At 67.8% G+C, this 17,513-nt stretch carries 14 protein-coding genes; 8 read left to right on the forward strand and 6 right to left on the reverse strand.

Annotated features, from left to right (window positions below; all coding sequences use genetic code 11):
• Window positions 1-162: 162 nt before the first annotated feature.
• Genes B551_RS22955 through B551_RS22965 form a run of 3 tightly spaced genes read right to left on the reverse strand, consistent with a single transcriptional unit; the run spans window position 163 to window position 3,181 of the window.
• Window positions 163-1,512, reverse strand: a complete 1,350-nt coding sequence (locus B551_RS22955; RefSeq protein WP_006577145.1) for an MFS transporter — start codon at window positions 1,510-1,512, stop codon at window positions 163-165.
• Window positions 1,509-2,249, reverse strand: coding sequence for a serine aminopeptidase domain-containing protein (locus B551_RS27305; protein ID WP_023265098.1), 741 nt, complete (start codon window positions 2,247-2,249; stop codon window positions 1,509-1,511). Before B551_RS27305 ends, B551_RS22955 begins: the two co-directional genes overlap by 4 nt.
• Complete coding sequence (locus tag B551_RS22965) at window positions 2,246-3,181, reverse strand: alpha/beta fold hydrolase (RefSeq protein WP_006577148.1); 936 nt, start codon at window positions 3,179-3,181, stop codon at window positions 2,246-2,248. Before B551_RS22965 ends, B551_RS27305 begins: the two co-directional genes overlap by 4 nt.
• 316 nt (window positions 3,182-3,497) lie before the next feature.
• Between B551_RS22965 and B551_RS22970 the strand changes: the two genes are divergently transcribed.
• The 7 genes from B551_RS22970 (at window position 3,498) to B551_RS23000 (ending at window position 12,404) form a co-directional block, all read left to right on the forward strand.
• Entirely contained in the window at window positions 3,498-4,682 is a 1,185-nt protein-coding gene (locus B551_RS22970; protein ID WP_006577149.1) for an acyl-CoA dehydrogenase family protein, read from the forward strand.
• Window positions 4,683-4,756: 74 nt separating this feature from the next.
• Complete coding sequence (locus B551_RS22975) at window positions 4,757-5,911, forward strand: acyl-CoA dehydrogenase family protein (RefSeq protein ID WP_006577150.1); 1,155 nt, start codon at window positions 4,757-4,759, stop codon at window positions 5,909-5,911.
• Between the two features lie 312 nt (window positions 5,912-6,223).
• Window positions 6,224-7,180 (forward strand): ABC transporter permease, encoded by a 957-nt coding sequence (locus B551_RS22980; protein ID WP_006577151.1) that lies wholly within the window; start codon window positions 6,224-6,226, stop codon window positions 7,178-7,180.
• Complete coding sequence (locus B551_RS22985) at window positions 7,180-8,133, forward strand: ABC transporter permease (protein WP_023265099.1); 954 nt, start codon at window positions 7,180-7,182, stop codon at window positions 8,131-8,133. The genes B551_RS22980 and B551_RS22985 overlap by 1 nt, the downstream gene beginning before the upstream one ends.
• A gap of 107 nt (window positions 8,134-8,240) precedes the next feature.
• A complete protein-coding gene (locus tag B551_RS22990; protein ID WP_006577153.1) occupies window positions 8,241-9,959 on the forward strand; it encodes an ABC transporter substrate-binding protein in 1,719 nt (572 codons plus the stop codon).
• A 370-nt stretch (window positions 9,960-10,329) separates the two neighbouring features.
• Window positions 10,330-11,322 carry an ABC transporter ATP-binding protein gene (locus B551_RS22995; protein WP_006577154.1) on the forward strand — a complete coding sequence of 331 codons (993 nt, stop codon included), beginning with the start codon at window positions 10,330-10,332 and terminating at the stop codon, window positions 11,320-11,322.
• Between the two features lie 59 nt (window positions 11,323-11,381).
• A complete protein-coding gene (locus B551_RS23000) occupies window positions 11,382-12,404 on the forward strand; it encodes an ABC transporter ATP-binding protein (RefSeq protein ID WP_156526458.1) in 1,023 nt (340 codons plus the stop codon).
• A gap of 98 nt (window positions 12,405-12,502) precedes the next feature.
• Here the strand turns inward: B551_RS23000 and B551_RS23005 are convergent, their stop codons facing one another.
• The 3 genes from B551_RS23005 to B551_RS23015 all read right to left on the reverse strand — a co-directional run bounded on the left by B551_RS23005 (window position 12,503) and on the right by B551_RS23015 (window position 16,722).
• On the reverse strand, window positions 12,503-13,741 hold the full coding sequence (locus tag B551_RS23005) for a TetR/AcrR family transcriptional regulator (protein ID WP_006577156.1): 1,239 nt from the start codon (window positions 13,739-13,741) through the stop codon (window positions 12,503-12,505).
• 303 nt (window positions 13,742-14,044) lie between these two features.
• Entirely contained in the window at window positions 14,045-15,607 is a 1,563-nt protein-coding gene (locus B551_RS23010) for a class I adenylate-forming enzyme family protein (RefSeq protein WP_006577157.1), read from the reverse strand.
• Window positions 15,608-15,789: 182 nt separating this feature from the next.
• On the reverse strand, window positions 15,790-16,722 hold the full coding sequence (locus B551_RS23015) for a VOC family protein (RefSeq protein WP_006577158.1): 933 nt from the start codon (window positions 16,720-16,722) through the stop codon (window positions 15,790-15,792).
• Window positions 16,723-16,817: 95 nt separating this feature from the next.
• Between B551_RS23015 and B551_RS23020 the strand changes: the two genes are divergently transcribed.
• Window positions 16,818-17,513: TetR/AcrR family transcriptional regulator (locus tag B551_RS23020; RefSeq protein ID WP_172682492.1), on the forward strand; the 696-nt coding region annotated here is incomplete at its 3' end.

Here is a 17,513-nt window from a genome sequence, read left to right on the forward strand (position 1 = left end):
CCCAGCCCCTCTCCCGCAGGCGGGAGAGGGGAGCAAACCGTGCGCTGCGACGCGCCGATTGTTTCGTCTGTCTTTCTCCCCTCTTCCGCTTGCGGGAGAGGGGAGCAAACACTCGCGCAAGCGTCAGCGTGGGCGTCGGCGTTCTCGCATCGCAACCGCCCGTCAAGACGTCATCGGATCGCCCTGGTTCGGCGGCAACGGGCCGGGCCGCCGTCGCGGGTCCTTCATCGCCAGTGCCATCGCGAATGCCAGGCACTTGACCGCGATGGCCAGTGCGAACACCAGCCAGAAGCGGACGCCCTGGGCCAGCATGCCGCCGAGCACGGGGCCGATCGCCATCATCGCGTAGGTGCCGGTGCCCGCGACGGCCAGCAGCATCGGCCGGTCCTTGCGCGCGCCGAATTCCATCACCAGGTTGTCGGCGGATATAAAGAAGCCGCCGAAGCCCGCGCCCAGCCCGCAAAAGGCCAGCACGAACCAGCCCAGCGAGCCGCAGCCCAGCAACAGCGCGGTCGCGGCGATCCATAACGCGATGCTGGCGAGGAACACGAGCCGATAGCCATGGCGGTCGGCCAGCCGGCCCCACAGCAGATTGCTCGCGGTCTGCGCAAGCAGATAGGCCAGGCTCAGATAACCGAGCGTGGCACCGGACAGGTCGATATGCTGGCCCGCATAGATCGCATAGAACGGCATCGCCATCATGCCCAGCGCCACCAGCGCGCGGGCGACGAAGAAGCGAACGAAGTCGGGCTGCGCCCGCAGCAGCGCCGGCACTTCGCGGATGCGGCGCCGGAAGCCGACCGGCAGGCGCACATCCTGCAACGCGGGCTCGCGCATGCCGGCCAGTGCCGAAATGCCGAGGCTGGTCAGCACGAAGGCGGCCAGGAAGGTCGCGGCATAGCCGTTGCCCAGCACGTCGTGACCGACCAGATAGCGTCCGCCAAGCCAGGCCACCGCCGCCGCGGTCAGCCCGCCGAAGAAGTTGCGCAGCGCGCTGAGGCCGCCGCGGCGATGCAGCGGAATGATCTTCGAGGTCAGGTATTGAAAGGCGACGTTCTGCACGCCGTTCAGCAGGCCGAACAGCAGCAGGAAGACCGCGGCAGCCGTCAGTGCCGCCGCGCCCGACAGCCACAGCGCCGACAATGCGAGCCCCAGCACTTGCAGCCGCACCAGCCAGCCGACCCGGTACAGCATCGGCATCACCTGCTGCCGATGCTCGATCAGCGTCGCGCCCCACAGCGACGACGCGGCCATGCCGGCGTACTGGGCCGACAACACCAGCCCGACGGTCAGCTTGGAGCCGGACAGCAGATACAGATAGGCCGGCACGAAGGTCGGCGCGGTGACCAGCCGGAAGCCCGTCATGCCGAGCATGCCGTGCGCCAGGAACGCCATCGCGTTGCGGCGGTAATGCCGCGACACATGGTCCAGATAGCCGCGCTCGCCGTCGTCGTCCGCATCGGCGTCGTCCACATCGGTGGACTCGCGGGCCGGCGACAGTGCGGAGCTCATGCCGACTCCGGCCCCGAACGCATGCCGGGCGCCGGCATCGCCGCGTACTGCCGCAGGGCCTGCTCCAGCGCAACCGGCTCCAGCGACAGCAGCTCCATCACCGCGGAAAGCCACGGCGGACGCTCGCAGCAGCAGACCGAGATCGGCGTGTCGAGGTCGGAATGCTGCGACGCCAGCATCGCGAAGCTCGACGCGTAGCTGGGCGGACGGACGTCATTGGCGAGCTCGGCAATCGCAAAGGGATCGGGCGGCGCCAGTTGGCTCAGGTCGGGCACGGGGATATAGGGGCTGCGCGCCGCGCCGCCGCCGCACAGTCCGGGCCCATCGCGGACGATGGCGCCACGTACCTCGCCGGGACGCGCGCCTGCCAGCAGCAGCGCGACATAACCGCCGATGCCGCGTCCGGAAAGCGTGCACGGGCCCAGGTGCGCCAACGCGATGTCGGCGTCGGCCATCAGGAACTCGCAGCTGTAGCCGCCGCCGCGCGGCAGGTCCGATTCACCGTGGCCGGTGAAGTCGAGCGCATGGACGGGGCCGGGCCAACTTGAATATTCGGCCGGCAGCGTGGCAGGCGAGCGCTCGCCCAGGCCGTGCAGCAACAGCAGCGGATGACCGCCGCCATCCTTGAGCCGATGCAGCGCGAGCCGCAGACGATGGTGACGCAGATATTGGCGCGGCGATTGGCCCGGCGATTGGCCCGGCGATTGGCGCTGGGATGAGGTCAAGGACATGGTCATGCCCCGAAGAACTGCAGGATGCGGCGCGCCGTTTTCTGCGGCCGTTCGATATGGATGAAATGGCCGACGTCCTGCATCCGATGGACTTCCGTGCTGGCGGGGAAGAACGGCATCAGGTCGTCGGCTGTCGCGTCCCAGCCCATCGGCTCCTTCTCGGAGCCGAAGATCGCCAGCATCGGAATCGGAAAGCCCGGCAGCCTGTCGGTCATCCAGCGCACACGCATCGGCCCGAAGCCGCCCACGCCGATCGCGGGGTCCAGCTTCCAGCGCCAGCCCTGTTCGTCGCGGCGTGCGCCGTGCGAGGCGATGTAGCACAGCCACTCGTGGCTCAGGCGCGGGTTCATCCTGGCGCGGCGCTGCGCCAGTTCCTCCAGCGTGCCGGGCCGCCGCTCGAGCTCGCCGCTGCGCCGCCGCGCATCGAGCCAGCGGGTAATGACCGGCCCGGTCAGCGAGGACTTGCGTTCGCGTACCGCGCTGTCGGCATGCGGGCTGCGGAACGGCAGGCCATCGATCGCGGCGAAACGGGTGAACCGGTGCGGCAGCGCCTGGATCGCCTGCACCAGCAGCGAGCCGCCCTTGCTGTGGCCGACCGCCAGGCACGGCTCCCGCGTGATCGAGTCCGCCACCGCCAGCATGTCGCGCACGTCGGCAACCCAGTTGTATAGATCGGCGTGATCGGAATCGCCATGGCCGCGATGGTCGTACGACACCACGCGGTATCCCGCATCGGCCAGCAGCGGCGCAAACGCATCGAAGGTGCGGGCGAAGTCGAGCGCGCCATGGACCAGCAGCAGCGGCGTGGCGTCCGACTCGCCCCATTCGTAGACGGCCAGCCGCAAGCCGCTCGCATCGACCCAGCGCTGGCGGTCAGGCGCACGCGCGCCCGGGAAGGTCCACACCGCATCGTCCGTCGAAGGCTCGCTGGTCTGCATGTCTCCACCTTGGGCCGAGCTGGGCGTCAGATGGCGCCGCCGGCCTGTTTCGTGATGTTGGTATGTTTCCGGCGATGCTAGCACAAGGCCGTCCCTCCGCCATATTGCCTTTTTATCCGCGCCGTGTGCGGCATAGCCGGTATGCGCCGTTTGCATGGCCGATACCGTTTTCGTAAATGGCGTATTGACGATGTCCGGCGCACGCTTGTATAACGGCCCTGCACGCCCTTGATCGCCGCATTCGGCATCACGCGGCGCACGGTTCGAGCAAGAGACGACGGCCCGCAGAGGCCGCCCACCGCGACAGGAGACCACCGTGGAAGACCTGGAGACGTTCCGGCAGCAGACGCACGCCTGGCTGCAGGACAATTGCCCGCCCGAGATGCGGCAGCCGGTGCAGGACGACGAGGACATCTGCTGGGGCGGACGCAAGTTCCGCTTCCGCTCCGAGGCGCAGCGCCAGTGGCTCGAACGGATGGCCGAGCGCGGCTGGACCGTGCCCGAATGGCCGCGCGAATACGGTGGCGGCGGCCTGAGCCGCGAACAGGCCAAGGTGCTGCGCGAGGAAATGCAGCGGCTCGGCTGCTGGGTGCCGCTGCAGAGCTTCGGCATCTCGATGCTGGGGCCGGCCCTGCTGAAGTACGGCAGCGAGGCGCAGAAGCGCGAGCACCTGCCGAAGATCGCGCGCGGCGAGATCCGCTGGTGCCAAGGCTATTCCGAGCCGAACGCCGGCTCCGACCTGGCGGCGCTGCAGACGCGCGCCGAGGACCGTGGCGACCACTTCGTCGTCAACGGCCAGAAGATCTGGACCTCGTATGCCGACAAGGCCGACTGGATCTTCTGCCTGGTGCGCACCGACTTCTCCGCGCAGAAGCACACCGGCATCAGCTTCCTGCTGTTCGACATGGAGACGCCCGGGGTGACGACACGGCCGATCGTGCTGATCTCCGGCAAGTCGCCGTTCTGCGAGACCTTCTTCGACGATGTCGTGGTGCCGCGCGACCAGCTGGTCGGTGAGCTGAACGGCGGCTGGGAGATCGCCAAGTATCTGCTGACCCATGAGCGCGACATGATCAGCGCGATTGGCAGCCGCGGCTTCCGGCAGCCACTGGGACGCCATGCCGCCAAGGCGATCGGCACCGACGCGGCCGGCCGCCTCGACGAGCCGATGCTGCGCGCGCAGCTGGCCCGCTTCGAGATCGACGAGGCCGCGTTCGGCTTCGCCGGCGAACGGGTGCGCGACCTCGCCAGACAGGGCGAGGGCATTGCCGCGTTTTCGTCGGTGCTGAAGTACTACGGCGCCGAGCTGAACAAGCGGCGCTACGAACTGCTGATGTCGATCGGCGGCAGCGACGCGCTCGAATGGGAAAGCGAACGCAGCCAGCAGGGCGCCACCGCGCGCGCCTGGCTGCGCACCAAGGCCAACTCGATCGAAGGCGGCACCAGCGAGGTCCAGCTGAACATCGTCGCCAAGCGGATCCTCGGCCTGCCCGGGGCCTGACGGCCCCTCCCTCCCTTCACCGTGCCGGGACCGCGCGATCGCGCGACTCGGCGGCTACCTTCGCGGACATCGACATGGCCATCGTACTGAACGACACCCAGGACATGCTGCGCGACAGCGCGCTGACCTTCCTGCGCGAGAACGCACCGATCTCGGCGCTGCGCGCGATGCGCGACAGCGGCGACCCGACCGGCTTCTCGCGCGAGCTGTGGCAACGCTTTGCCGATCTCGGCCTCGCCGGCGTGCTCGTGCCGGAGGCGTACGGCGGCAGCGGGCTCGGCGTGGTGGAAGCGGGCGTCATCATGGAGGCGATCGGCCGCACGCTGGCGCCGTCGCCCTTCCTCTCCACCTCGGTGCTCGGCGCCTCGCTGCTGACCCACTTCGGCACCGACGCACAACGCGACGCGCTGCTGCCCGCCATCGCGGCCGGCCGGCACCTGACCGCACTGGCGCTGGACGAGGCCGGCAAGCATCGGCCGTTCCGCCTGTCCACCCGCGCGACGCCCGATGCCGGCGGCTATCGGCTCGACGGCAGCAAGCAGCTGGTCGTCGACGGCCACGTGGCGGACACGCTGATCGTCGCGGCGCGCACCGCCGATCCCCAGGCGGGACACAGCGAGGACACGCACGGCATCACGCTGCTGCTGGTACCCCGCACCAGTGCTGGCGTGCGAATCGAACGGGTGGTATTGGCCGACGCCACGCAGGCCGCGCGCATCGTCTTCGAAGGGGTGCAGGTGCCCGCCGATGCGGTCCTCGGCGACGTCGATGGCGGTGGTGCGATCCTCGAGCGCGCGCTCGACATCGGCCGCGCGGTGCTGTCGTCCGAGCTGCTGGGCATCGCGGACGAGGCCTTCGCCCGCACGCTGGCCTATCTGAAGGAGCGCCGACAGTTCGGCAAGATCATCGGCGAATTCCAGGCGCTGCAGCATCGCGCCGCCCATCTGTTCACCGAACTCGAGCTGACGCGCGCCATCGTGCTGCGCTGCCAGCAACGGCTGGACGAGTCGGTGCCGGACGGCCCAGAGGCGCTGGTATCGGCCGCCAAGGCCAAGGCGGGCGAGACCGCGACGCTCGCGGTGCAGGAAGGCGTGCAGATGCACGGCGGCATCGGCATGACCGACGAGTTCGAAATCGGCTTCTTCATGAAGCGGGCGCGCACCGCGCAGGAGTGGCTGGGCGACGCCAACTTCCACGCCGATCGCTGGGCACGGCTGCGCGGCTACTAGCCGGTACCGGGGAGACAGCTTGGGCCGCACGGCGGCCCGCCCCCGGGAAATTCACTAGACCAAGGGGCGTGCCTTCGGGTTGTCATCGCTTCGAACGATGAGTATGCTGGGATCGCGATCGGCCCAAGGCTGATCGCTGCATTGCCCCGCACAAAAACTGCATTCCGCGTGCCGAAATACCGCCACAGGCAATGACCTGTAGGCGGAAACAGGAGACAGCATGGCCGGAGCATCAGCAGAAATCGTGTTGCCGGTATCCCCGCCGGCATTGGCGCGCGCGGTCAGCCGCGCCGCCCGCCATGCGAGGCGCCCATGAGCGCCTACTTGATGCGCCGGCTGCTGGCGCTGCTGCCCACGCTGCTGTTCGCCAGCATCATCGTGTTCTCGATCGTGCGGCTGGTGCCGGGCGACGTGGTCGACCTGATGCTGAGCCAGAACGACATCAGTGCCGATGTGCGCAGCCGCGAGGAACTGATGCAGCTGCTCGGCCTCGATCGGCCGATGTGGCAGCAATACCTGCACTGGGTCGGCAATATCGTGCTGCACGGCGACCTTGGCGTGTCGCTGTGGCAGGGCGAGCCGGTGCTGAAGATGGTAATGGCGCGCATCCCGGTGACGCTGTCGCTCGGCGTCATCGCGCTGGTGGTGGCGCTGTCGGTGGCGCTGCCGATCGGGGTGCTGTCGGCGATCCGGCAGGACAGCGCAGCCGACTACGTGGCGCGCTCGTTCTCGATCCTGATGCTGGCGGTGCCGAGCTTCTGGCTGGGCACGATGGTGATGGTGTTTCCGTCGGTCTGGTGGGGCTGGTCGCCGGAGGTCCGCTACGTGCCGTTCCGCGAGAACCCGCTGCAGCACCTGCAGCAGATGCTGGTGCCGGCCATCGTGCTCGGCATGGCGCTGTCGGCGATCACGATGCGGATGACGCGCACGATGATGCTCGAGGTGCTGCGCCAGGACTATATCCGTACCGCCTGGGCCAAGGGGCTGAACGAGCGGATGGTGATCCTGCGGCATGCGCTGCGCAACGCGCTGATTCCGGTGGTCACGCTGGTGGGCCTGCAGGCGCCGCTGCTGATCGGCGGCGCAGTGATCATCGAGCAGATCTTCGCGCTGCCCGGCATGGGCCTGCTGCTGCTCGACGCGGTGCATCAGCGCGACTATCCGGTGATCACCGGCGTGTTCCTGGTGGTCGGCGTCGCGGTGATGCTGATCAATCTGCTGGTGGACCTGAGCTACGGATTGTTCGATCCGAAAGTGAGGCATCGCTGATGGCACGTTCCGTGACTCCCCTGCCCTCCGTCGCACCGTCCGCTGCCGACGCGGCCGTGGCAGCGGCAACGACAACGGCGGCAACGTCGACCGCCACCCGCCACTGGCCCGGCTTCGGCCTGCTGCGCCGCCTGTTCCGCGACAAGCCGCTGGGTGCGGCGGGCGCGGTGATCTGCGCGATCTTCCTGTTCTGCGGCGTCTTCGCCGACGTGCTGGCGCCCTACGGCGTCAACGAGATCAACATGCTGCATCGGCTGCAGCCGCCGTCGTGGGCGCATCCGTTCGGCACCGACAATCTGGGCCGCGACATGCTGTCGCGCTGCCTGTACGGCGCGCAGCTGTCGGTAGTGATCGGGCTGTCGGCCGCGACGCTTGCCACCGCGGTATCGGTGTTGCTCGGCATCCTGACCGGCTATCTCGGCGGCAAGTTCGATCTGGTGGTGCAGCGCTTCGTCGATGCATGGATGAGCTTTCCCGATCTGGTGATCCTGATCGTCGTGGTGTCGGTGCTCGGCCCGGGCAGCTGGCAGATCGTGGTGACGCTGGGCCTGCTGCTCGGCATCGGCGGCTCGCGCATCGTGCGCAGCGCCGTGGTGTCGGTGCGCGAGAACATGTATGTGCACGCCGCGCAGTCGATGGGCGCGTCGACGCCGCGCATCCTGTGGCGCCACATCCTGCCGAACGTGCTGCCGCCAGTGATCGTGCTGTTCACCACGCGCGTCGGCACCGCGATCCTCGCCGAGTCCGGCCTGTCCTTCCTGGGCCTAGGCGTGCCGCCGCCGGCGCCGACCTGGGGCGGCATGCTGTCCGGCGACGGCCGCACCTTCATGTTCCAGGGCCCGTGGCTCGCGCTAGCGCCCGGCGCCTGCCTGACCGTGGTGGTCTACGCGATCAACGTCTACGGCGACGCGCTGCGCGACCTGCTCGATCCGCGCATGCGGGGCACGCGGTAGCGGCATCGCCCGGCCATGCGCCGGGCGGCAGCACAGCCTCCGGTAGTGCGGCACGCGGCAGCACGGCACGGACCCATCCCATACAAGAACAGAGACAGGAGACAGCGATGATCGACAACGACAAGGCGGTTCGCCGCCCGGCAAAACGGGGAGCGGCAATCGCCGCCGCTGTCGGGCTGGCCCTGGCGGCCGGCAGCGCCCTCGCGCAGCCCGAGGCGCCGAAGTACGGCGGCACCGTGGAGATCGGCTCGGTCTATCCGACCATCTCGGCCCTGTCGTGGGATCTGGCCGACTGGAACTGGAAGCAGAACTACGACACCGGCCAGGTCTACGAGCAGCTGTTCGTCGCCGACCTGAGCAAGTCCAAGCGCAACGGCGGCAAGTACGCGTTCCAGGCCGATGCCTGGCTGCCGGAGGACGCGATCCGCGGCGAGCTGGCCGAGTCGTGGAAATGGACCGATCCGCTGACGCTCGAGGTCAAGCTGCGCAAGGGCGTCAAGTTCCCGGCCAAACCGGGCGTGATGGAAGAGCGCGAGCTGGTCGCCGAGGACGTGGTGTTCAGCTACGGCCGGCAGGAGGCCAGCGCCAAGAAGATTCCGACCTATTTCGATCACCTGAGCAAGGTCGAGGCGCGCGACAAGCACACGGTGCTGTTCCGCTTCAAGGAATTCAACGCCGAGTGGGACTACCGCTTCGGCTGGGGCTACTACTCGGGGATCATGCCCAAGGAGGTTGCCACTGCCGGCGCCGCCAACTGGAAGAACGTCAACGGCACCGGCCCGTTCACGCTGACCCAGTTCGTGCAGGGCAACGCCAGCACCTACACGAAGAACCCGCAGTACTGGGACAGCGAGCGCATCGGCAACAAGGACTACAAGCTGCCCTTCGTCGACAAGGTGGTGCTGCGCACGATCAAGGACGAGGCCACGCGCAACACGATGCTGCGCACCGGCAAGATCGACATCATGGAGGGGTTGCGCTGGACCGCGGTCGACGAGCTCAAGCGCAGCGCCCCGCAGCTGCAGTGGTCGCGCTGGCTGTCGTACACCGGCCAGTATCTGGCGCTGCGGGTCGATACCAAGCCGTTCAACGACATCCGGGTCCGGCGCGCGCTGAACATGGCGGTCAACAAGCAGGAGATCGTCAAGCAGTACTACGGCGGCAATGCGGAGCTGTTCGCCTATCCGCAGCATCCCGACTACGGCGGCTACTACGAGCCCCTGAGCGCGATGCCGGACAACGTCAAGGAGCTGTTCACCTACAACCCCGACAAGGCGCGCAAGCTGCTCGCCGAGGCCGGCTATCCGAAGGGATTTACCTTCAAGGTGCAGGCCTGCGCCTGCAGCCCGGACCATATGGAGCTGCTGCCGCTGATCGCCGCCTATCTCGAACAGGTAGGCGTGCGCATCCAGATCCAGCCGATGGAGTACGGCGCCTTCCTGTCGGCGATGACGACCAAGACCAATGCGCCCGGCTACATGATGAACAACGGCCATACCAATCCGACCACGACGATTCGCAAGAGCTTCGTCAGCGGCCAGGTGTGGAACGCCTCGCAATGGAACGACCCAAAGTTCGACAAGAAGGTCGAGGAGGCCTTCGAGCTGCGAGACGTTGGCAAGCGGCAGGAGGCGCTGCGCGCGCTGACGCGCGAGATCGTCGCGCAGGCCCCGTATATCTGGCTGCCGACGCAGTACGTCTATACGGCCTGGTGGCCGTGGGTCAAGAACTACGGCGGCGAGCTGCGCGCCGGCGCGGTGAGGCCCGGACCGATCTACGCGCGGCTTTGGATCGACCAGGAGATGAAGAAGAAGATGGGCTTCTGACGGCCCGATGATTGTCGCCCCCGCGCAGGCGGGGGCCCAGCGGCTTGATGGACTCATGGAAGTCACTGGGTCCCCGCATTCGCGGGGACGACGGGGACAGAGGAGCAGAACATCCCTGTCGCCCCCGCGCAGGCGGGGGCCCAGCGGCTTGATGGACTCATGGAAGTCACTGGGTCCCCGCATTCGCGGGGACGACGGGGACAGAGGAGCAGAACATCCCTGTCGCCCCCGCGAAAGCGGGGGCCCAGCGGCTTGATGAGCTCGTTGAAGTCACTGGGTCCCCGCATTCGCGGGGACGACGGAGTTGCGAAACGTTCCTGTGGCCTCAAGCAGACGGGAACGACGTGGATGCCATACCAGGAGGAAGCCAATGACGCAGCCGATCCTGCAGGTCCGCAATCTGACCACCCGCTTTCGTACCGATCGCGGCGTGGTCACCGCGGTCGATCAGGTCTCCTTCGACGTGGCGCCCGGGGAGACGCTCGCCATCGTCGGCGAATCGGGTTCCGGCAAGAGCGTGACCGCGCTGTCGATCCTCGGCCTGATCCCGCGCCCGCCCGGTTCGATCGACGGCGGCGAGATCCTGTTCGACGGCCAGGACCTGCTCAAGCTCGATGCCGACGCGATGCGCGCCATCCGCGGCAATCGCATCGCAATGATCTTCCAGGAGCCGATGTCGTCGATGAACCCGGCGCTGACGATCGGCAAGCAGATCGCCGAGCCGATCCAGCTGCATCAGAAGCTGCCGTGGAAGACCGCGCTGGGCATGGCCGCCGAGCTGCTCGGCCAGGTGCAGATTCCCGAGCCGGCCAGCCGCCTGAACGCCTATCCGCACCAGTTCTCGGGCGGCATGCGGCAGCGCGCGATGATCGCGATGGCGCTGGCCTGCAAGCCGCAGCTGATCATCGCCGACGAGCCGACCACCGCGCTCGATGTCACGGTACAGGCGCAGATCCTCGATCTGCTGAAGGACCTGGCGCAGCGGCTGGGCACCGCGCTGATCCTGATCACGCATGACCTCGGCGTGGTGGCGCGCTACGCCGATCGCGTCGCGGTGATGTATGGCGGCCGCCTGGTCGAGATGGCCTCGGCCGACGAGCTGTACCGCGACCCGCGCCATCCCTACACGCGCGGGCTGATGGCCTGCGTGCCGCGGCTCGATGGCGACACCAGCCAGGCGCTGGTGCCGATCGAGGGCCAGCCGCCGGACCTGACCGCGCTCGGTCCCGGCTGCGCCTTTCAACCGCGCTGCGCGCTGGCCCAGGCGCAATGCCGCGTCACGCGCCCGATGCTGAAGACCACCGCCGATGGCCGCGGGCTTTCCATTCATCTGAATGCCTGCCATCTGCAGGAGACGCCATGACCGCCACCGCCGCGCTCGATACGCCCGCCATCAACGATGCCGCCTTCGCTGCCGATGGCATGCCGCTGGCCGTGCCAACCCCGGCGCCCCGCCCTCGCACCATCGGCCGCGAGATCCTGCGGGTGCAAGACCTGAAGGTGCATTTCCCCGTCATGCGCGGCGTGGTGCTCAAGCGCCAGGTCGGCTCGGTCAAGGCGGTCGACGGCGTGTCGTTCACGCTGCGACAGGGCGAGACCTTGGGCCTGGTCGGCGAGAGCGGCTGCGGCAAGTCGACCACCGGACTGGCGATCCTGAAGATGCTGGCGGCCAGCGGCGGACGCATCGACTACGACGGCACCGATCTCGCGCAGATGACGCGCGCCCAGGAGAAGCACTTCCGCCGCAGCGTGCAGATGGTCTACCAGGATCCGTTCGGTTCGTTGAACCCTCGCATGAAGGTGCGCGATATCGTGGCCGAGCCGCTGGAGATCCATGGCATGGCCGGCGATCGCGCGGCCACGCGGGCGCGTGTGGGCGAGCTGCTGGAGATGGTGGGACTGCTGCCCTATATGGCGGACCGCTATCCGCACGAGTTCTCCGGCGGGCAGCGCCAGCGCATCGGCATCGCCCGTGCGCTGGCCCTCAAGCCCGGCGTGATCGTCTGCGACGAACCGGTATCGGCGCTGGACGTCTCGATCCAGGCGCAGGTGGTCAACGTCTTCATGGACCTGCAGCGGCGGCTCGGGCTGTCGTATCTGTTCATCGCGCACGATCTGGCCGTGGTGCGCCATATCAGCGACCGCATCGCGGTGATGTACCTCGGCCGCATCGTCGAGATCGCCGATCGGGATGCGCTCTATGCGCAGCCGCGCCATCCGTACACGCAGGCGCTGCTGTCGGCGGTGCCGGTGGCGAACGTCGAGGCCGAGCGCCAGCGCAAGCGGATCGTGCTGCGCGGCGAGGTCCCCAGCCCGATGCATCCGCCATCGGGCTGCCGCTTCCATACGCGTTGCCCGGTGGCGATGGAGCGCTGCAAGTCACAGGAGCCGGCGCTGCGCGACAGCGGCGACGGGCAGATGGTGGCCTGCCATCTTTACGAATAAGCGGTACGAATCAGCGGGTACGAATCAGCGATACGAATCAGCGATACGAGCGGCAGTACGACTGGACGATACTGCCGTGCCGACCACGCCGAACGCCGCTACGCCGGCGACAGGATCCCCATCAGCAGCGGCCGCACGAACAGATCGGCCGCGTTGTCCGCCGAGGCATCGCGCACCCAGCGGCGCAGCTCGACCGCGGCGTTGATCATGCCGTTGATCTGCAGCGCCGCGATCGATTGGTCGAGCGGCCGGATCGAGCCGTCCTGCATGCCCTGCACCAGGAATCGCACGAAGCGCGCCGACAGCCGGTTCATCGTCAGCATCTTCTCCTTGCGCATTTCCTCGGGCAAGGCGCCATAGATCGTCAGCCGCAGCAGCGGTCCCTGGCTGGAGAACTGGTAGTGGACCAGCGCGCGCGTGACCGCGCACAGCTTGTCCCAGCCGGTACCGGGCCCGTCCTCGACCAGCGTCTGCGTGCTGCGTATCACGTCGAACATCCGGTCGAAGCAGGCGGCGATCAGGTCGTCCTTGTTTTCGTTGTGGTGATAGAACGAACCCTTGGTCAGATTGAGCCGCGCCGAGATACGGTCGGCAGAGGCGCCGCGATAGCCTTGCTCGTTCAGCAGGTCGGTGGCGGCACGCAGGAAGGCCTGCTGCGTGGTCTCCGGCTGGTCGAGGCAAGGTAGTAGCGCGGCCGTATCGACCGCCTCCTGCCAGCGCGCCGCGCGCGAGCCGATGCCATGCAGCAGCAGGTCGATCACCGACTCGGCGACCTTCGGATAGTCCTCGGGTTCGTAGCGCTCGATCCAGACCATCGCGCCCGTTGCCAGCGACAGCAGCAGGTGGGCACGCGCGCTCAGCACGCTGCGCTCGGCCGCGTCGGCCGGCGTGCGCTCGCGCAGCAGCTGGCGGATGCGGCGGAACATGTCGTTGTACGCGCTGAACGCGACCTCGGCATGGCTGTCGGGCAGCGTGCGAATCTCGCGAAAGCTCATCAGCTCCGGACGCTCGCCGGTGGCCGTCAACGCGAGCCGAGCAAAGAACAAACGGATAAACCCTGCCACCCGCTCGCCCGGCGTGGGCAGCGCGCCAGCCTGCGCCGCGATGCCGACCATCTCGTCGATGGTCCGCAACAGGCAGGCGACCACCAGGTCTTCCTTCTTGCGGTAGTAGTAGGTGATGCTGTTGGTGCTCAGGCCGACGTCCTGCGCAACGTCCGACAGCGTGGTGCCGCGCACGCCCTTGCGGTTGAAGCGCATCGCGGCCGCATCGAGAATGGTCTCGCGCTTCTCGACATAGCGGCGCGTCGGGCGGGCTTCGACAGGGTCCTTGAGCATGGAGGAGTGCGTGGGCGGTCGATCGGTCGGCGGATTATAGCGGGCGGGCAGTGGGCTCATGGGGCGATGAAGACCACCCCCTCTCCCCGGCCCTCTCCCCCTGAGGGGGAGAGGGTGAACACAGTGCGCAAGCCATCGTGGTACCGGCGGTTTACTCGCCTCTCCCGCTCGCGGGGGAGGGGGCTGGGGGAGAGGGAGAATACCGTTCGGGAACGGGTGTGAGACCGTCGGTTTTTTCCCCTCTCCCGCTTGCGGGAAAGGGGCCGGGGGAGAGGGCAACCGCGCTCCCACGCACGACAGCGCTCAATCGAGCGCCCTGCCTCCACGAAACCCATCGCGCAGTTCGCGCTTGAGCACCTTGCCGATCGCGCTGCGCGGCAGCTGCGCGCACAGTTCCAGCGCGGCGAGACGCTGCGTCTTGCCGACCTGCGCGTTGACCCATTCACGCAGCGCCTCGGCTTCGACGGCCGCACCCTCGCGCAACACCACGAAGGCCACCGGCGTCTCGCCCCAGCTTTGCGACGGCACGCCGACCACCGCGCATTCGACCACGTCGGCATGCTGCTGCAGCACCGCTTCGAGGTCGCTCGGATAGATATTGAAGCCGCCGCTGATGATCATGTCCTTCTTGCGGTCCATCAGCGTCAGGAAACCGTCCTCGTCGAAGCGGCCGACGTCGCCCGTCCGGATGAAGCGCTTGCCGGTCGCGTCGTACCACTCCGCGGCGGCCGTTTTGTCGGGCTGCTTGTGATAGCCAGCCATGATGGTGTTCGAATGCCCCACAACCTCGCCGATCTGGCCCACCGGCACCTCGTTGCCCTCGTCGTCGATCAGCCGGATGTCGTGCCCTTCCATCGGCTTGCCGACCGTATGCAGCTTGTCCGGGAATTCGTGCGCGGCCAGCACGCAGCTGCCGCCGCCTTCGGTCATGCCGTAGTACTCGACCAGTCCGCCCGGCCAGCGGCGCAGGATATCCGCCTTCAGCGCCGCGGACAGCGGCGCGCTGGTCGAGAACTTCATCCGGAACGACGACAGGTCGTAGCGATCGAAATCGTCGCGCGCCAGCAGCCGCTGGTATTGCACCGGCACCAGCATCGCGTGGGTGACGCGATGCCGCTCGGCCAGTTCGAGATAGCGCTGCGCGTCGAATTTCGGCATCAGCACCACGGTGCCGCCGAGCGCCAGCGTCGGGATGAAGCTGACCAGCGTGGTGTTCGAATACAGCGGCGTGGCGATCAGCGTCACCGCATCGGGTCCGTAGCCACCAGTCTCGTTGACGCGGCGGATCTGGTTCCAGCGCAGCGCGTAGTCGTGCACGATGCCCTTGGGCGCGCCGGTGGTGCCGGACGAATAGATGATGTTGAAGACCTGGCCGTCTCGCAGCGGCGTCTCGCGCGGCCGGCTGCCGGCCGGCGCCAGCCAGTCGGCGAAGGCCCTGCCGGTCTGCGCGTCCCCCAGCCCGATCCGCGGCACCGTGGCCTCGATGCCTGCTCCCTGCAATGCGCCAAGCACCGGGGCGTCGACGAACAGCAGCTTCGCATCGGAGTCGGCGATCATGCCGGCCAGCGCCTGCGGCGTCGATGATGGCGCCAGCGGCGCGATGGCCACGCCCGCGCGCAGCCCGCCGAGGAACACCGCCGCGTACTCGCTCGAGGCGGCGGCGCAGATCGCCAGCGCATCGCCCGGCTGCAAGCCATCGCGCTGCAACGCCGCCGCGACGCGGTCGACCAGCGCGTCGAACTCGCGATACGACAGGCTGGTGCAGTCGTCGATGACGGCGGGATGCTCGGGGCGGGTGTTGGCGTGAATGCGAACGCAGTCGGCAAGATTGCCGAGCGGCTGGTCCAGCAGGGACGCGATCTGCATGGCGGGATGTCTCCTTGCGATTGGTGCGGCGGCGCGTACCAGTGCGCGCGGACCGACTCATTTTTCTAAAATCACCGCTGCCATTGTATTCGCGATGCCGCATCGGCGTTTACGTGCCGATGGAGCCCTGCCTTCGTCATACCGGAAGTTTCAATCGGAGAGCCACGCCTCGGTGCCGCGCCTCAGGCTGCCGGCCTGGATCGCCGGATCATCGCGGCTGCCATCCGCAACCGCAATTGCAGGCGCGGCTTGTGCCCCCAGCTGCTGGTCACCGTCGCCGACACTGGCCGCCAGCCGCGCGGCTCGATCTCCTTGCTGCCGGCGCCGATCTCGAAATCGAAGCCGGACGGCGTGCGGCCATAGAAAGAGAAGGTGCCGTCGGGATCGGGATGCTGCCCCAGCCCGAGGCTCAGCGGGACCTTCAGCCTCGCGGCGCGTTCGAAGGCGGCGCCGACATCGGCCAGTTCCCGTGTCTGCAACATGAAATGGTGCAGACGCTTTTTCCACGGCAGGTCGAAGATCGCCACGGAATGGTGCCGCCGATTGCAATGCAGGAACACGCCGCCCAACGTGATCGGTCCGATTTGCGTGGCCAGCCGTTCGCTGACGCCAAAACCGAGCCCGTCGACATAGAAGCGCACCATCGCGACAGGATCGCGGCTCACCAGCACGGCATGGCCAAGGCCCAGCTCGCCGGTGCAAAAGCCGCCGGATACCAGCTTCGAACCAAAGGGCCTGGCCGCGGATTGGGGGCCGGTATGCAGTTCCACCGCATTGCCGGCCGGGTCGATCACGCGACACAGCCGCTGGACGCGCCGCGCCCGCGCCAGCGCGGCCAGGTCCCCTTCGACCGCATGGCCGGCACGTTCCAGGCGCTGCAGCAGCGCGTCGAGCACCGCGTCGCTGGCGCACTCCAGTCCCAGCGCGGCGAGATCGTCCGCGTCGCCGGGCCGCACCACCAGCCGCTGCGCCGCCTCGTCCAGCTGAAAGCCGAGGCTGCCGTCGGTATTGGCCAGCGGCGCCGGCACACCCAGCATGCCTTCACAAAACTGCGCCCACCGGTTGGGCTTGCGCACCTCGAACACCAGATATCCCAGCTTGATTGCGGCCTGCATCGTCGTCTCGCTCCAATCGCGGTAGAATCACATTGGTAATTAAAATTTATATGGACCATCTAAAAATGGATGGCATGCGAAATATAGCAGTCGGCATGGCATTGTCAATGCCGCCATTGCCGGCCGAGTTGCACGACACGCTGACGGTATCGGCGACGCCCCTTCCCAAGCGGGAACGGACGCGGCGGCAGTTGCTCGCCGCCGCGATTCAGGTGATCTCGACGCGGGGTATCGGCGCGGCGACGATCCAGGAGATCGCCGGCGTCGCGGGCATGACGCCGGCCACCGTCTACAACCACTTCGAATCGCGCAGCCAGATCATCGAGGCGATCGCCTTGTGGGTCGGTCAGACGCTGTGCCAGCGGATATCCGACAGCTACGCGCATATCGCCGCGGGCGCGGAACGGATGGCGATCGGCAACCGCCGCTACTTGTGGCTGGCGCAGCAAAGTCCGCAGTGGGCGCTGGTCCTGCTCGACGTGGTGTCGGCCTCCCCGGCGCTGATCCGGCAGATCAGCAGCGACGCGCTGGCCGATCTGCGGCTAGGCGTCAAGCAGGGCAGTTTCCGCATCGCCAGCGAGGCGGCGGCGATGGACATGATCAGCGGGACGATCACGCAGGCAATGCGCAGCGTGGCGCATGGGCTCACGCCGGCCGGTCACGATCGGGCCGTGGCAGCGACCGTGCTGTGCGGATTGGGAATGGAGATCGGCGAGGCCCGGGAAGTGGCGTCCCGGCCGTTGCCGGAATTCCGGCCGCTGGACAGCGGCAAGGCAGGCGCCATCGCGGAC

Origin of the sequence: Cupriavidus sp. HPC(L) (assembly GCF_000307735.3) — a bacterium.
GTDB lineage: Bacteria > Pseudomonadota > Gammaproteobacteria > Burkholderiales > Burkholderiaceae > Cupriavidus.

Coding starts and splice junctions, on each gene's coding strand:
- B551_RS23010 (WP_006577157.1), bottom strand. CDS start 15,607: ATGCAGATCGCGTCCCTGCTGGACCAGCCGCTCGGCAATCTTGCCGAC.
- B551_RS23005 (WP_006577156.1), bottom strand. CDS start 13,741: ATGCTCAAGGACCCTGTCGAAGCCCGCCCGACGCGCCGCTATGTCGAG.
- B551_RS22985 (WP_023265099.1), top strand. CDS start 7,180: ATGGCACGTTCCGTGACTCCCCTGCCCTCCGTCGCACCGTCCGCTGCC.
- B551_RS22955 (WP_006577145.1), bottom strand. CDS start 1,512: ATGAGCTCCGCACTGTCGCCGGCCCGCGAGTCCACCGATGTGGACGAC.
- B551_RS27305 (WP_023265098.1), bottom strand. CDS start 2,249: ATGACCATGTCCTTGACCTCATCCCAGCGCCAATCGCCGGGCCAATCG.
- B551_RS23015 (WP_006577158.1), bottom strand. CDS start 16,722: ATGCAGGCCGCAATCAAGCTGGGATATCTGGTGTTCGAGGTGCGCAAG.
- B551_RS22990 (WP_006577153.1), top strand. CDS start 8,241: ATGATCGACAACGACAAGGCGGTTCGCCGCCCGGCAAAACGGGGAGCG.
- B551_RS22975 (WP_006577150.1), top strand. CDS start 4,757: ATGGCCATCGTACTGAACGACACCCAGGACATGCTGCGCGACAGCGCG.
- B551_RS22995 (WP_006577154.1), top strand. CDS start 10,330: ATGACGCAGCCGATCCTGCAGGTCCGCAATCTGACCACCCGCTTTCGT.
- B551_RS22980 (WP_006577151.1), top strand. CDS start 6,224: ATGAGCGCCTACTTGATGCGCCGGCTGCTGGCGCTGCTGCCCACGCTG.
- B551_RS22965 (WP_006577148.1), bottom strand. CDS start 3,181: ATGCAGACCAGCGAGCCTTCGACGGACGATGCGGTGTGGACCTTCCCG.
- B551_RS23000 (WP_156526458.1), top strand. CDS start 11,382: ATGCCGCTGGCCGTGCCAACCCCGGCGCCCCGCCCTCGCACCATCGGC.